Source organism: Streptomyces sp. NPDC058632 (assembly GCF_042717095.1).
Classification (GTDB): Bacteria; Actinomycetota; Actinomycetes; order Streptomycetales; family Streptomycetaceae; genus Streptomyces.
Window position 1 is genome coordinate 202,114 of sequence record NZ_JBHXQZ010000001.1, and the last position, 13,113, is coordinate 215,226.

Genomic DNA, 13,113 nt, shown 5'->3' on the forward strand with positions numbered 1-13,113 from the left:
CCCGGGACCCTCTTCATGAACGCCGCAGTCCGTCGCGGCCTGGTCCGTGTCGCTCCAGCAGCCGCTCTGCTGCTGGCCGGGACCGCCTGCTCCAGCGACTCGCAAGGAACCCCACCGCCCTCCACGTCGTCCGCTTCCCCAGGACAGCAGGAGACGACGGCACCCACCGCGCTGTCCACCACACCAGCCGCCTCGTCGTCCGTCTCCGGCAGGAGCACCGCCATGGACATCCGCCTCACCGTCGACGGTGGCCCGGTCGCCGCCGGACTCAACGACAGCGCGACCGCCCGCGACTTCGCGGCTCTCCTCCCGCTCACCTTGGACCTGAAGGACTTCCACCAGGCCGAGAAGATCGTCGATCTCCCTCGCCGGCTGTCCGCCTCCGGTGCCCCCGAGGGAGCCGCTCCGAAGGCTGGTGACCTCGGCTACTACGCGCCCTGGGGCCAGCTGGTCCTCTACTACCGCGATGTCCCCTACGCCGACGGCATCGTCATCCTCGGCCACCTCGCCGACGACCGTGACACCGACCGACTGGCCACCGCCTCCAAGGTGACCATCGAAACCGCCCGCTGACCGGACCGTACCGCCGCTGCCCCGCCCCGGACTCCTCCCTCGGACTGACCGGACCGGCCCCGGCCGGCGCCGTCTCCGCCACCCTCACCCTCCTGCCGCTGATCGTCCTTGCCCTCAGCGGCACCCGTAACCGGACGCGGATCGTGGCCCAGCGCAGTACACCGATCCCCGTACACGACGACACCACCGCACCGGCGCCCTCAAAGCACTGACCCACCTCTGGGCCCTTCGCCCACGGCCCGCCCCTCGATGGGAGAACAGGCATGAACGTCACCTACGACTTCCACGGAAAGACCGCCTTTGTCACCGGTGCCGGCTCCGGCATCGGCCGCGCCACCGCGCTGGCCTTCGCCCGCGCGGGCGCGCAGGTCGCCCTCGTCGACCTGTCCGCGGGCGGTCTGCGCGAGACCGCCCGCCTCATCGAGTCCGAGGGCGGTCAGGCCCTTCCCCTGACCTGCGACGTCACCAGCGAAGAAGACGTACAGGCGGCCGTCGGCCGGACCGTCGAGCACTTCGGGCGTCTGGACGCCGCGTTCAACAACGCCGGCGTCGAACAGCCCGTACAGTCCGCCGCCGACACCGCCAAGGACGACTGGGACCGCATCCTCGGCGTCAGCCTCACCGGCGCGTTCCTGTGCACCCGCGCCCAGATCCGGCAGATGCTCCAGCAGGACGGCGGAGGCGCCGTCGTCAACGTCTCCTCCGGCGCCGGCGTCAAGGGCTTCAAGGGCCAGGCCGCCTACGCCGCCGCCAAACACGGGGTCATCGGCTTCACCCGCTCCGCCGCCCTCGACCACGCCGCCGCCGGCATCCGCATCAACGCCATCTGCCCCGGCATCATCGACACCGAGATGATCCGCCGCTTCGGCGACACCCGCCCAGGGGGCCGCGAAGGACTCGTCGCCGACGAACCCGTCGGCCGCCTCGGCAAACCGGAAGAGATCGCCTCCGCCGTGCTGTGGCTGTGCTCCGACGACGCCGCCTTCACCACCGGCACCGCCCTCGTCGTCGACGGCGGCCAGACCACCTGACCCCCTGACCCCCTCAATCCTTTCCTGAAGATCTCCGATGAACCCCACGTACAACTTCACCGGCCAGGTCGCCTTCGTCACCGGCGCCAGTTCCGGCACGGGGCCGGCTGCGGCCCGGGCCTTCGCCGCCTCCGGCGCCGCAGTCGCCCTCGCCGACATCGACGAAGTGACCGTGACCCGGGTCGCCCGGCAGCTCAAGGACGAGGGTCACCAAGTCCTGGACCTGGTCTGCGACGTCACCGACGAGGACCGGGTTGCCGCTGCCGTCGACCGCACGGCGGACGCCCTCGGCCGCCCGGACATGGCCTACAACAACGCCGGCATCATGCCTCAGCCCACCGACGCCGCCGACGCCGACGACGCCGCCGACGAGAGCGCCGCCCAGTTCGACCGCGTCAACGCCATCGACCTGCGCGGCATCTGGGCGAGCATGAAGCACGAACTGCGCCACATGCGAACCCAGGGCAGCGGCGCCATGGTCAACTGCTCCTCCCTCGGCGGCCTCGTCGGCAACCCCGGCCGCGCCGCCTACCACGGCGACCGTCCGCACCGCACGACGGCGCAGCTCAAGCGGGTAGGGGGAAGGACGTGCCATGACGCGGCTCCACCGAACTCAGAGCACTCCGGAGTCCCTACCGGACCCGGAACGGTTCAGTCCGAGCTGGGAGTCCGGGGCCGAGAAACGGCGGCCCGGGAGAACGGCCGCCGAACGGACCGGGGCGAGGGGGAGACCGGGGCGAGAGGGAGACCGGGGCGAGGGGGAGACCGGGGCGAGGGGGAGACCGGGGCGAGGGGGCGTCTGCCGGCGGGGGCGTCCCCCGGTCACGGTGTTTCGGGCCGGGGCGGCCCGTCGGTCCGCCTCTCGTCTCCCCGGATGATGCTGATCATGCCGTTGGGCTCGAGGTGGGCACGGGTGACGTCCGACGGGTCGCTCACGCCGTGCAGGCGCAGCTGCGCCATGACCTCCTCCTCGGTCATGAGCTCCCGGCGCATGGCCCGGTGGCTGAACCGTCCGTCCTCGATCAGGGGCCGGGGCCGGGCCTTGATGACACCGGCGAGGCGGGGCATCCGGTAGGCGAGGGCGTCGATCACCAGGCTCCAGAAGATGATCGTGACCGCCACCAGCAGGCCGTCGGGAAGGGCGCTGCTGTGACCCACCAGGCTCGGGCCCACGGCCTGGGCCACCAGCACGACCAGGAGGATGTCGCTGACGCCCAGCCCGCCGGACTCGCGCCGGCCGATGACGCGCATGACGGCCAGCAGCACCAGGAAGGTGACCGTGCCCCGCAGGAAGAGTTCCAGGGGCGGCACGCTGAAGACGAAGAGAGCGTTCCAGTCGGGCATGCCCCACGGTAGGGCCGTTCTTCGGAAGGGATGCCCGATCCGCTCCCGGGCGTCCTCCGTTCGGCCCACGGAGTCGCGGCCCGGCCGCCGCCGGGGCGCGCGGGCATCGGAGAGGGCGGCACCCCCGCACGGGTGCCGCCCTCTCTTTCGTGATCCGGAGCCGTTGCCGATCGGTGAGGGTGGTCGGGTGACAGACAACGGCTCCGGGGCTTGTGGGCCCGCTTCGCCCCGGAGGGGTCAGCGGTGGTCGCTGCCCTTCGAGGTGACCGCCGCGCGGCCGGCCTCCAGGCGGGCGACCGGGATGCGGAACGGGGAGCAGGAGACGTAGTCCAGGCCCACCTCGTGGAAGAAGTGGACGGACTCCGGGTCGCCGCCGTGCTCGCCGCAGACGCCGAGCTTGAGGTCGGGGCGGGTGGCGCGGCCGGCCTCGGCGGCGAGCTTCACCAGGGAGCCGACGCCGTCCCGGTCGATGGTCTCGAACGGGGAGACGCCGAAGATGCCCTTCTCCAGGTACGCGGTGAAGAAGCTGGCCTCCACGTCGTCCCGGCTGAAGCCCCACACCGTCTGGGTGAGGTCGTTCGTGCCGAAGGAGAAGAACTCTGCGGCCTCCGCGATCTGGCCGGCGGTCAGCGCTGCGCGCGGCAGCTCGATCATCGTGCCGATGGCGAGCTTCAGCCTGGTGCCGGTGGCCTCCTCGACCTCCGCGATGACCTGGTCGGCCTCCTCCCGGACGATCTCCAGCTCCTGGACCGTGCCGACCAGCGGGATCATGATCTCCGCGCGCGGGTCGCCCTTGGCGGCCTTGCGCGCGGCCGCCGCCTCGGCGATGGCCCGTACCTGCATGGTGAACAGGCCGGGGATGACCAGGCCGAGCCGGACGCCGCGCAGGCCCAGCATCGGGTTCTGCTCGTGCAGCCGGTGGACGGCCTGGAGGAGGCGCAGGTCGTTCTCGTGCGGCTCCTGGCGGGACTCGGCGAGGGCCACGCGGACCGACAGTTCGGTGATGTCGGGCAGGAACTCGTGCAGCGGCGGGTCGAGGAGGCGGACGGTGACCGGGAGGCCGTCCATGCCCTCGAACAGCTCGACGAAGTCCTTCTTCTGCAGCGGCAGCAGCGCCTTGAGGGACTCCTCGCGCTCGTCCTGGGTGTCGGCCAGGATCAGCCGCTCCACCAGTTCGCGCCGGTCGCCGAGGAACATGTGCTCGGTGCGGCACAGGCCGATGCCCTGGGCGCCGAAGCGGCGGGCGCGCAGCGCGTCCTCGGCGTTGTCGGCGTTGGCGCGTACGCGCAGCCGGCGCTTGCGGTCGGCGAAGGCCATCATCCGGTGGACGGCCTCGACGAGCTCGTCGGCGTCGTCGGCGCCCGGGTGCATGCGGCCCTCGAAGTACTCCACGACCGGCGACGGCACGACCGGGACCTCACCGAGGTAGACCTTGCCGGTCGAGCCGTCGATGGAGATCAGGTCGCCCTCCTCGACGACGTGCCCGCCCGGGACGGTCATCCGGCGGCGCTTGGTGTCGACCTCGAGCTCCTCGGCGCCGCAGACACAGGTCTTGCCCATGCCGCGGGCGACGACGGCGGCGTGCGAGGTCTTGCCGCCGCGGGAGGTGAGGATGCCCTCGGCGGCGATCATGCCGTCCAGGTCGTCGGGGTTGGTCTCGCGGCGGACCAGGATGACCTTCTCGCCGGAGCGGGACCACTTGACGGCCGTGTACGAGTCGAAGACCGCCTTGCCGACCGCCGCGCCCGGCGAGGCCGCGATGCCGCGCCCCACCTTCTCGACCTTCGTGTTCTCGTCGAAGCGCGGGAACATCAGCTGGGCGAGCTGGGCGCCGGTGACGCGGATGAGCGCCTCGGCCTCGTCGATCAGCCCCTGGTCGACGAGCTGGGTGGCGATGCGGAAGGCCGCGCCCGCGGTGCGCTTGCCGACGCGGGTCTGGAGCATCCACAGCTGGCCGCGCTCGATGGTGAACTCGATGTCGCAGAGATCCTTGTAGTGGTTCTCCAGCGTCTCCATGATCTGCATCAGCTGGTCGTACGACTTCTTGTCGATCTGCTCCAGCTCCGCGAGCGGCACGGTGTTGCGGATGCCCGCGACCACGTCCTCGCCCTGGGCGTTCTGCAAGTAGTCGCCGTAGACGCCCTGGTGGCCGGAGGCCGGGTCGCGGGTGAAGGCGACGCCGGTGCCGGAGTCGCGGCCGAGGTTGCCGAAGACCATGGAGCAGACGTTGACGGCCGTCCCCAGGTCGTGCGGGATGCGCTCCTGGCGGCGGTAGAGCTTGGCCCGGTCGGTGTTCCAGGAGTCGAAGACCGCGTGGATGGCGAGGTCCATCTGCTCGCGCGGATTCTGTGGGAAGTCCCGGCCGGCCTCGGTCCTGACGATCTTCTTGAACTTGGTGACCAGCTTCTTGAGGTCGGCGGCCTCCAGCTCGGTGTCGACCGTGACCTTCTTGGCGGCCTTCGCCGCCTCCAGCGCGTCCTCGAACAGCTCGCCGTCGACGCCGAGGACGGTCTTGCCGAACATCTGGATGAGGCGCCGGTAGGAGTCCCAGGCGAAGCGGTCGTCGCCGGACTGCCTGGCGAGTCCCTGCACCGACTTGTCGGACAGGCCGATGTTCAGGACGGTGTCCATCATGCCCGGCATGGAGAACTTGGCTCCGGAGCGGACCGACACGAGGAGGGGGTTGTCGGGCTGGCCGAGCTTCTTGCCCACCGCGGCTTCGAGGGCGTCGAGGTGCGCACTCACCTCGTCACGCAGTGCCGCCGGCTCCGCGCCGCTCTCCAGGTAGACCTTGCAGGCCTCCGTGGTGATGGTGAAACCGGGAGGGACGGGAAGACCCAGATTGGTCATCTCGGCGAGGTTCGCACCCTTGCCTCCGAGAAGGTCCTTGAGGTCCTTGTTGCCCTCGGTGAAGCCGTAGACGAACTTCACTCCCTCAACACTGCGACCCTGCTGGCCTACGTGGGGATCTTTGTTTTCCGACACGGGTCTCGACTCCTCGAGGACGCGGTGGCTGCCCTGACGGGCAGGAACATACCCAGATCAAAGGCATCTGGGTACGTCCACACGTGCGTCATGCGCCTGCGACCACTCCGCCGCCACGGGATCGAAAGTCGAAGCGCGGCAAGCCCTCACAGCCGCGCGTGTTCACTTCTTGAACGCATCGACTCCGGATTGAGCGATCCGAGTGCTCATGTGAGCGGTAATCGGCACGTCTGATTTCGCTCGATGAACGATCAAGGGGTGGCACCGAGTGCCATCCTTTGAGAAGTGCAATCGCTCGCGATTCGCTCATCTGAGCGCAACCCTTATCAGGGGTGGCGAGAATCACGCTGCCACAGTCGCCGGGATTTCACCATGCGGACGTATCCCGTACGCCTCTCCCGGCGGCCGCTCGGGCGGCCGTGCAGGCACCTCGCCGAGGCTCCGCGGACGGCGCCCCCCGGGCCTTTGCCCCCTGTTTGCCGAACGTACCTCCGCCGTGCTGAACACCCCGGTCGGCACGCCCGTACGGAACTACGGCGGATCCGGACCCCCACGCCGGGTCCGCCACCTCACCGGGTTTTGCACGGAAGGACCTCCGGGTGCCTGTCTTCACACGCCTGCGCCGACCGACACGGACGACCGAGGGGAACCGACAGGAGGAAGAGCACCCGCACCCGGCGGAAGGAACTGAGGAGGCTGAAAAGACGGAGGGCACGGAGGGCACGGAGGGCACGGAGGAACAGCGCGGGGAAGCGACCTCGAAGAAGCTCCCCCTCCACGCCCCGCATGCTCTGCACGCCCTGCACGCCCGCCTGCACGCCCGCTACGCCCGCCTGCGCGACCGGCACCCCCGTGCCGCGCGTGCCGCCCGCTGGACCCTGCACGGACTCGCCGCCGCGCTGATCGTCGGCGCGCTCCTGCTGCCGAACACCGCCGGCGCCCTGCGCCCCAGCCGGTTCACCCGGATTCCGGCCGAGGCGATCATCGGGGCCGTACTGCTGCTCGCCCTGCCGCGCCGGCCGCGGATCGTCGCGGCCGCGCTGTACGGGGCCGGCGTCGCCGCGGTGACCGTTCTGAACCTGCTGGACATCGGGTTCAACGAGTATCTGGGCCGGGGCTTCAACGTGGTGCTCGACTGGGGGCTGCTCGACGACGCGCAGGCGTACGTCGAGGACTCGATGGGCGCCACGACCGCCACGGCCGCCGCCGTCGGCGCGGTCGGCCTCACCCTGCTCCTGGTGGTCGTGATGGCGCTCGCCGCGGTCCGGCTGAGCGGTCTGCTGGCCCGGCACCGTACGCGGGCCACCCGGGGCGCGCTCGTCGCGGGCACGGTGTGGATCACCTGTGCCGCTTTCGGCCTGCAGATATCCGGTGTGCCGGTCGCCTCCGACCAGGTCGCGGGGGTGCTGAAGGTGCAGAGCAAGCGCGTGCGGGACACGCTGCGCGACGAGGCGGCGTTCGAGAGGGTGGCGCGCTCGGACCCCTTCGCGGCCACTCCCCCCGACCAGCTCCTGCCCGGCCTGCGCGGCAAGGACGTCCTCATCACCTTCATCGAGAGCTACGGCCGGACCGCCCTGGAGGACCCGGTGATCGCACCCGGCGTCACCGGCGTGCTGGACGCCGGCACCGGGTCGCTCGCGAAGGCGGGGTTCGGGGCGCGCAGCGGCTGGCTGACGTCGGCGACGTTCGGCGGCAGCAGCTGGCTCGGGCACTCGACGGCGCTGTCCGGCCTGTGGATCGACAACCAGCAGCGCTACCGCACCGCCACCGCGAGCGAGCGCCTCACGCTCACCAAGGCGTTCGGGAAGTCCGGTGCCTGGGACACCGTCGGCGTCATGCCGGGTGTCCAGAAGGGCTGGCCCGAGGCGAAGTGGTTCGGCCTCGACAAGGTCTACAACGCCTTCCGGCTGGGCTACCGGGGCCCGAAGTTCAGCTGGTCGACCATGCCGGACCAGTACGCGCTCGAGGCCTTCCAGCGCCTGGAGCACGGCAGGGAACGCGCCGAGGGCAGGAACCTGATGGCGGAGATCATCCTGACCTCCAGCCACCAGCCCTGGGCGCCGCTGCCCGAGATGGTCGACTGGGACGAGCTCGGCGACGGCTCCGTCTTCGGGCCCATCCAGAAGGCCGGCGAGGAACCCGGCGCCCTCATGGCGGACACCACCAAGGCCCGCCAGGAGTACGGCAAGTCGGTCGAGTACTCGGTGACCTCACTGATCCAGTGGATGGAGCGCTACGGCACCGGGGACACCGTCCTCGTCTTCCTCGGCGACCACCAGCCCCTCTCCCGGGTCAGCGGCCTGCGCGCGAGCCGGGACGTGCCGGTGACGATCGTCGCCAAGGACCCGGAAGTGCTGGACAAGGTCGCCGACTGGAACTGGACGGAGGGGCTCGGGCCGGACCAGGACGCACCCGTATGGCGCATGGACACGTTCCGGGACCGCTTCCTGAAGGCGTACGGCTCCGTCCCGCACCCCGCCGGAGGCTGAAACCCGGGGCCGGGCCCGCTCAGCCGCCCGAGGTGTCCAGTTCGGCGTCCTCGCCGACGCCCGCGCACTCGTACGGGTCCTTCAGCCAGCCGTCCGGCAGCGCCACCCGGTTGTTGCCGGACGTGCGGCCGCGGGGGCCGTCCGCGCCGGCCGGCCAGGGCTGGTCCAGGTCCAGCTCGTCCAGGCCGGCCCGCAGGGCCTCCAGGGAGGACGTGACCGCGAGCCGCCTCCGCATCTCGGAGCCGACCGCGAAGCCCTTCAGGTACCAGGCGACGTGCTTGCGGAAGTCGATCACCCCGCGGGCCTCGTCGCCGATCCACTCGCCGAGCAGGGTGGCGTGCCGGACCATGACGTCGGCGACCTCGCGCAGCGTGGGCCGGTACAGGTCGCGGCGGCCCTCGAAGGACGCGACCAGGTCGGCGAACAGCCACGGCCGCCCCAGGCAGCCGCGTCCCACCACGACCCCGTCACAGCCGGTCTCGCGCACCATCCGCAGGGCGTCGTCGGCGGACCAGATGTCACCGTTGCCGAGCACGGGGATCTCCGGCACATGCTCCTTGAGCCGGGCGATGGCCTCCCAGTCGGCGGTGCCGCCGTAGTGCTGGGCGGTGGTGCGGCCGTGCAGGGCGACGGCGCTCACGCCCTCCTCGACGGCGATGCGGCCGGCGTCCAGGTAGGTCAGGTGGTCGTCGTCGATGCCCTTGCGCATCTTGATCGTGACCGGCAGGTCCCCGGCTCCGGCGACCGCCTCGCGCAGGATGGAACGCAGCAGGTTCCGCTTGTAGGGCAGGGCCGAGCCGCCGCCCTTGCGGGTCACCTTCGGTACCGGGCAGCCGAAGTTGAGGTCGATGTGGTCGGCGAGGTCCTCCTCGACGATCATGCGGACGGCCTTGCCGACGGTCACCGGGTCGACGCCGTACAGCTGGATCGAGCGCGGGGTCTCGCTCGCGTCGAACGTGATCAGCTGCATGGTCTTCTCGTTGCGTTCGACCAGCGCCCGGGTGGTGATCATCTCGCTGACGAACAGCCCCTTGCCCCCGCTGAATTCTCGGCACAGGGTACGGAAGGGTGCGTTGGTGATCCCGGCCATGGGCGCCAGCACGACGGGCGGCCGGACCGCGTACGGGCCGATCGCCAGGTCGCGTGCGTCCGGGGCCGGGTTCAGGGTGGAGGGGAGCGTGGGCATTCCCCCATTGTCCCGCATCCCGAGCACTGCCCGGGGTGCCGCCCAGGAGCCCCGGGCAGCATCGTGTAACGGCCATTAGTTAACCGCACTATCGAACCGCGCGTACGATGGGAGCCATGCCCGAGCTCAATCCGCGCCGACGTCTCCTCGTGCTCGCGATCTGCTGCATGAGCCTGCTCCTCGTGAGCCTGGACAACACGGTCCTGAACGTCGCCCTGCCGTCGCTCCAGAGAGACCTGGACGCCGACACCTCGGGTCTGCAGTGGACCATCGACGCGTACACGCTCGTCCTGGCGTCCTTCCTGATGCTCGCCGGCTCCACCGCGGACCGGATCGGCCGCAGACGGGTCTTCCTGGCCGGCCTGGTCGTCTTCACCCTCGGCTCGCTGCTGTGCTCGCTCGCCCCGAAGCTGGACGCGCTGGTCGCCTTCCGCATGGTGCAGGCGGTGGGCGGTTCGATGCTCAACCCGGTCGCCATGTCGATCATCACCAACACCTTCACCGACCCGCGCGAACGCGCCCGCGCGATCGGCGCGTGGGGCGCGGTCGTCGGCCTCTCGATGGCGGCGGGGCCACTGATCGGGGGCCTGCTGGTGGACTCCGTCGGCTGGCGCTCCATCTTCTGGATCAACCTGCCGGTGGGCCTCGCCGCCCTGGTCCTCACCCTGCGCTTCGTCCCGGAGTCCCGGGCCCCGAAGGCCCGCCGCGCCGACCCGGTGGGCCAGCTGCTGGTCATCGTCCTGTTCGGCTCGCTGACGTACGCGATCATCGAGGCGCCGCACGCGCCGCTCTCCACCACGGCCCCCTTCGCCGCCGTCGCGCTCGCGTCCCTGACCGCCCTGCTGGTCTACGAGTCCCGGCGCCACGAACCCCTCATCGACCTGCGCTTCTTCCGCTCGGCGCCGTTCAGCGGGGCCACGGTGATCGCGGTGAGCGCGTTCGCCGCGCTCGGCGGGTTCCTGTTCCTGTCGACGCTCTACCTGCAGAACGTACGGGGTCTGGGCGCCCTGGAGGCCGGGCTGTGGATGCTCCCCATGGCCCTCCCGACGTTCCTGTGCGCCCCGCTCTCCGGCCGGCTGGTCGGCAGCCGGGGACCACGGCTGCCGCTGCTGATCGCGGGCGGCGCGATGACGGCGGCCGGGCTCCTCTTCGCCCTCTTCGAGGCCGAGACGTCCGACGTCACGATGGCCGCCGGGTACGTCCTGTTCGGCATCGGCTTCGGCTTCGTCAACGCGCCCATCACCAACACCGCCGTCTCCGGCATGCCCCGCGCCCAGGCCGGGGTGGCCTCGGCGGTGGCCTCCACCAGCCGGCAGCTGGGCCAGGCGCTCGGCGTCGCGGTGATCGGCGCGGTGCTGGCCGCCGGGGTGGGCTCCTCGTCGTACGCGGAAAGCTTCGTGGCGGCCTCGCGGCCCGGCTGGTGGATCCTCACCGCGTGCGGACTCGCGGTACTGGTGGTGGGCGCGGCGACCTCGGGCCCCTGGGCCCGCGCGACCGCACGGCGGACGGCCGAGCGGCTGGAGTCGAGGGAGATCCGCGAGGCGGCCGGAGCGGACGCGTAACCACACGCGACGTTCGGGCACGACGTCCCCCGCCCTCTCCCGTACGGGCCGGTCCTCCACCGAATTCACCTGCGCCGAGCCCCCGTTGATGTCGCTCTTGCTGCACACTCTGCGTCATGACCCAGATCGACACGAGCAAAGTCAGCCGCTGGGACCAGCACGGGCGGGAGCACATCGTACGGGTCCGGCGCACCGGTGTGCAGCGCACGATCAGCTGCGAGACCTGCGACTGGCGCATACGCGCCCAGTTCCTGCCCTGGCTGAAGGCACAGGAACATCTGGCCGAGGCCCACCAGGCGACGGTGGATCCCGCGGGAACGTGAACCGCCCCGGGCGGCGCGGGAAGCGCCGCCCGGGGCGGTTCAGGGAAGCCGACGGCTCACGGAGGTTACGGCGTCAGCAGCCGACCAGGCGGCTCGCCAGGTAGCCCTCGATCTGGTCGAGGGAGATCCGCTCCTGCTTCATGGTGTCGCGCTCGCGCACCGTCACCGCGTTGTCCTCGAGCGTGTCGAAGTCGACCGTGACGCAGAACGGCGTACCGATCTCGTCCTGGCGGCGGTAGCGGCGGCCGATGGCGCCGGCGTCGTCGAACTCGATGTTCCAGTTCTGCCGCAGCGCCTGGGCGAGGCCCTTGGCCTTCGGCGACAGCTCCGGGTTGCGGGAGAGCGGGAGCACCGCGACCTTCACCGGGGCCAGGCGCGGGTCGAGGCGCAGCACGGTGCGCTTCTCCAGCTTGCCCTTGGCGTTGGGCGCCTCGTCCTCGATGTACGCGTCGAGCAGGAAGGCGAGCATCGCCCGGCCGACACCGGCCGCCGGCTCGATGACGTACGGCGTCCAGCGCTCGCCGGCCTCCTGGTCGAAGTAGGAGAGGTCCTGGCCGGAGGCCTTGGAGTGGGCGCCGAGGTCGTAGTCGGTGCGGTTGGCGACGCCCTCGAGCTCGCCCCACTCACTGCCGCCGAACTGGAAGCGGTACTCGATGTCGGCGGTGCGCTTGGAGTAGTGGGAGAGCTTCTCCTTCGGGTGCTCGTACCACCGCATGTTCTCCTCGCGCATGCCGAGGCCGGTGTACCAGTTCCAGCGCTGCTGCATCCAGTACTCCTGCCACGTCTCGTCCTCGCCCGGCTTGACGAAGAACTCCATCTCCATCTGCTCGAACTCGCGGGTCCGGAAGATGAAGTTGCCGGGCGTGATCTCGTTGCGGAAGGACTTGCCCATCTGGGCGATGCCGAAGGGCGGCTTGCGGCGCGAAGTGGTCTGCACCTGGCCGAAGTTGGTGAAGATGCCCTGGGCGGTCTCGGGACGCAGGTAGGCGACGGAGCCGGAGTCCTGCGTGGGGCCGAGGTGGGTGGAGAGCAGGCCCGAGAACTGCTTGGGCTCGGTGAACTGGCCCTTGTTCCCGCAGTTGGGGCAGTTGATGTCGGCGAGACCGTTCTCCGGAGCGCGGCCCTTCTTCTCCTCGTACGCCTCTTCCAGGTGGTCCGCGCGGAACCGCTTGTGACAGGCGGTGCATTCGGTGAGCGGGTCCGAGAAGGTGGCGACGTGACCGGAGGCGACCCACACCTCGGGGGCCAGGATCACCGACGAGTCGATACCCACGACGTCCTCACGGGACGTCACCATGTAGCGCCACCACTGGCGCTTGAGGTTCTCCTTGAGCTCGACACCCAGCGGCCCGTAGTCCCAGGCGGCACGCTGACCGCCATAGATCTCACTGCAGGGGAATACGAAGCCTCGGCGCTTGCTCAGGCTGACGATGGTGTCGATCTTGTCGGCGGCCACGGTGCTCTCTTCATTACGACGGGCGACGAAGCGAGATTGCTTCCAGCGAAGCACTCAGGCTACCGGCGGGGCCCGCCCCCCGACCAATTCGGGGGCGGGCCCCGCCGTGCTCGACGCCTCATACCCACTTTGTTGACAACGGTTTCCATATTTGTTGAAAATGG

General features: G+C 70.5%; 9 protein-coding genes and 1 pseudogene. 6 read left to right on the plus strand and 4 right to left on the minus strand.

All coding sequences use genetic code 11. The annotated features are described in order from the left end of the window. Window positions 1–15: 15 nt before the first annotated feature. The 3 genes and pseudogenes from ACFWVE_RS00985 to ACFWVE_RS00995 form a co-directional block, all read left to right on the plus strand. Window positions 16–573, plus strand: coding sequence for a cyclophilin-like fold protein (locus tag ACFWVE_RS00985; protein WP_384006919.1), 558 nt, complete (start codon window positions 16–18; stop codon window positions 571–573). 263 nt (window positions 574–836) lie between these two features. After that, on the plus strand, window positions 837–1,604 hold the full coding sequence (locus tag ACFWVE_RS00990) for a glucose 1-dehydrogenase (RefSeq protein ID WP_384006922.1): 768 nt from the start codon (window positions 837–839) through the stop codon (window positions 1,602–1,604). Between the two features lie 37 nt (window positions 1,605–1,641). Continuing rightward, a pseudogene (locus ACFWVE_RS00995) lies at window positions 1,642–2,148 on the plus strand (SDR family NAD(P)-dependent oxidoreductase); the annotation flags it as partial. A 278-nt stretch (window positions 2,149–2,426) separates the two neighbouring features. Here the strand turns inward: ACFWVE_RS00995 and ACFWVE_RS01000 are convergent. Together ACFWVE_RS01000 and ppdK are read right to left on the minus strand one after the other, a co-directional pair. Next, window positions 2,427–2,948: a DUF421 domain-containing protein gene (locus ACFWVE_RS01000; protein ID WP_384006924.1), complete on the minus strand. Its 522-nt coding sequence runs from the start codon at window positions 2,946–2,948 to the stop codon at window positions 2,427–2,429. A 237-nt stretch (window positions 2,949–3,185) separates the two neighbouring features. After that, window positions 3,186–5,933, minus strand: coding sequence for a pyruvate, phosphate dikinase (gene ppdK / locus ACFWVE_RS01005; RefSeq protein WP_384006926.1), 2,748 nt, complete (start codon window positions 5,931–5,933; stop codon window positions 3,186–3,188). Window positions 5,934–6,733: 800 nt separating this feature from the next. Between ppdK and ACFWVE_RS01010 the strand changes: the two genes are divergently transcribed. Continuing rightward, complete coding sequence (locus tag ACFWVE_RS01010; RefSeq protein ID WP_384007059.1) at window positions 6,734–8,422, plus strand: CDP-alcohol phosphatidyltransferase; 1,689 nt, start codon at window positions 6,734–6,736, stop codon at window positions 8,420–8,422. Window positions 8,423–8,441: 19 nt separating this feature from the next. On the opposite strand, the gene dusB is transcribed toward ACFWVE_RS01010, so the two are convergent. Then, the gene (gene dusB / locus ACFWVE_RS01015) at window positions 8,442–9,608 is read right to left on the minus strand and encodes a tRNA dihydrouridine synthase DusB (RefSeq protein WP_384006929.1); all 1,167 of its coding nucleotides are present in this window, start codon (window positions 9,606–9,608) and stop codon (window positions 8,442–8,444) included. 116 nt (window positions 9,609–9,724) lie between these two features. Between dusB and ACFWVE_RS01020 the strand changes: the two genes are divergently transcribed. Then, complete coding sequence (locus ACFWVE_RS01020) at window positions 9,725–11,170, plus strand: MFS transporter (RefSeq protein WP_384006932.1); 1,446 nt, start codon at window positions 9,725–9,727, stop codon at window positions 11,168–11,170. Window positions 11,171–11,286: 116 nt separating this feature from the next. Then, window positions 11,287–11,493 carry a hypothetical protein gene (locus tag ACFWVE_RS01025; RefSeq protein ID WP_384006935.1) on the plus strand — a complete coding sequence of 69 codons (207 nt, stop codon included), beginning with the start codon at window positions 11,287–11,289 and terminating at the stop codon, window positions 11,491–11,493. Between the two features lie 73 nt (window positions 11,494–11,566). Here ACFWVE_RS01025 and ACFWVE_RS01030 read toward each other — a convergent pair whose 3' ends face one another. After that, window positions 11,567–12,949: a glycine--tRNA ligase gene (locus ACFWVE_RS01030; protein ID WP_042172135.1), complete on the minus strand. Its 1,383-nt coding sequence runs from the start codon at window positions 12,947–12,949 to the stop codon at window positions 11,567–11,569. Window positions 12,950–13,113 lie beyond the last annotated feature (164 nt).

What these genes read in the sequence shown, in the direction of transcription:
- ACFWVE_RS00990 (WP_384006922.1), top strand. Translation starts at nt 837, where the DNA reads ATGAACGTCACCTACGACTTCCACGGAAAGACCGCCTTTGTCACCGGT.
- dusB (WP_384006929.1), bottom strand. Translation starts at nt 9,608, where the DNA reads ATGCCCACGCTCCCCTCCACCCTGAACCCGGCCCCGGACGCACGCGAC.
- ACFWVE_RS01025 (WP_384006935.1), top strand. Translation starts at nt 11,287, where the DNA reads ATGACCCAGATCGACACGAGCAAAGTCAGCCGCTGGGACCAGCACGGG.
- ACFWVE_RS01000 (WP_384006924.1), bottom strand. Translation starts at nt 2,948, where the DNA reads ATGCCCGACTGGAACGCTCTCTTCGTCTTCAGCGTGCCGCCCCTGGAA.
- ACFWVE_RS01020 (WP_384006932.1), top strand. Translation starts at nt 9,725, where the DNA reads ATGCCCGAGCTCAATCCGCGCCGACGTCTCCTCGTGCTCGCGATCTGC.
- ACFWVE_RS00985 (WP_384006919.1), top strand. Translation starts at nt 16, where the DNA reads ATGAACGCCGCAGTCCGTCGCGGCCTGGTCCGTGTCGCTCCAGCAGCC.